This window comes from Haloparvum sedimenti (assembly GCF_001462205.1).
GTDB classification, from domain to species: domain Archaea; phylum Halobacteriota; class Halobacteria; order Halobacteriales; family Haloferacaceae; genus Haloparvum; species Haloparvum sedimenti.
This window is the reverse complement of record NZ_LKIR01000014.1, coordinates 1-1429: the sequence shown is the minus strand read 5'-3', so window position 1 is coordinate 1429 and position 1429 is coordinate 1. Positions and strand designations below refer to the sequence as shown.

Below are 1429 nucleotides of genomic sequence, written 5' to 3'. Positions count from 1 at the left end.
CGTCTATTTGGGTGAGCAGCGCTCGGGGCACCCGGACGTTTATCTTCTCCATTTCGCCGTTCGATCCGGAATTGCTGTCGATGCTCATAATCTGTGATACGCACGTATCACAAAAGAGTCTTCGGGTGGGTCTCTCATTTGAACATCTCTCCTTACGCCAAGTGAGGCACCTCAGCAGGTTCTTCGATGTCGTCGAACTCACCGCGCTCGACCGGTTCCCAGTCCTCGCTAGGTTCCGGACTCCACCAGTCGACCTCGTAGGCACCCGGTGCGCCGAAAATTTTCACCCTCGCCGACCCGCTTGGCAGGTCGCGACGATGTTTTTCGTCGACGTGGAGGTTCCAGGTAGTGGTTGAATCGAAGCAGGCGAGCACGGCCTCCTCGTATCCGCGTGTTTCTCGGGATTCTTGGAATTCGACCTGGGTGTTGCAGTTCTTGCAGAACACCCCCTCGAAGGGGATGTGAGTGAAGACCTCCTGCCCGCAGACGGGGCACCAGAGGAACTCGAACAGTGCCTCACTGTGTCGGTCACGTACTTCGAGACTCATTGGTTGACTAACCCGGTCGTCCCGGGCCACCACCTCGTGCCCGGCCGAAAAAACAGCACCCAGCGCTCATTCACTCACCGTTCGGCGCCGTAGACGATGCGTGAGGGGGCTTCGTACCCACAATCGGGGCAGTCATACCACCGCTGGACTTTCGCCCTGTCTGCCGCCTTCTCGCCGACACGAACGTCCTCGTTCGGACACTCCGGACAGCGGAGATCCGGAGCGGGACGCTCCCGGAGCTCGTCACGGAACGCCGTCGCGTCCTTCGTCTCGTATCCCCGTGACCAGACCGGGTAGCCGTCGACGAGAATTGCCCCGCGCCACTTGTACCGGTAGGAGTCCGACGCTCGATGCAGGACGGCTCGCGCACCGGTCTCGGTGTTCCGATACGCGAGTGTCGGCGAGCGGCTCTCGCGTCGCCAGCTGGTGATGTGGGGCATTGTTCAGAAGTGGACGTCAGCGGGCACGATCCAGAGCTCTTCACTCTCCTCGATGAGTCGGTCCAGTTGTCCACGGTGGCGAATACCGGTTCCGTGTTCGGTGTACAGGAAGATCGTCGGGCCGTCGTACGCACCGACCTGGTGGAAGGCGTGTCGCGCGAGGTCCTCGTCGCGCATGATCTCCTCGTCGGAGAGTTCGTCGATGGCTTCCTTCACCCGCTCGAGGTTGCGCTCGAACTCTTCCTTCGTTGCCTCCCGGCCACGCTCGAGGAGATCCTGGCCGTCATCGGAGTCGATGGGGGCTGCAGTCGGCAACTCTCCCCATCGCGCCTTCCCCGCAACGGACGTGTCCTCCTTGTCGAAGGTCACATAGTAATCGAAGACGGCGCCGGCGTGTGGGTCCGCGCCGACCAGGCGGTCGAACACCGACTTTCCGGTGGC

The 1429-nt window shown here is 61.7% G+C and carries 3 protein-coding genes; all 3 read right to left on the bottom strand.

Annotated features, from left to right (window positions below; all coding sequences use genetic code 11):
* Positions 1-152 precede the first annotated feature (152 nt).
* Positions 153-548 carry a DUF7567 family protein gene (locus AN233_RS01155; protein WP_058365050.1) on the bottom strand — a complete coding sequence of 132 codons (396 nt, stop codon included), beginning with the start codon at positions 546-548 and terminating at the stop codon, positions 153-155.
* A 74-nt stretch (positions 549-622) separates the two neighbouring features.
* Complete coding sequence (locus AN233_RS01150) at positions 623-988, bottom strand: DUF7568 family protein (RefSeq protein WP_058365049.1); 366 nt, start codon at positions 986-988, stop codon at positions 623-625.
* A gap of 3 nt (positions 989-991) precedes the next feature.
* Positions 992-1429, bottom strand: a 438-nt coding sequence (locus AN233_RS01145; protein ID WP_058365048.1) for a hypothetical protein, incomplete at its 5' end; no start/stop codon positions are given.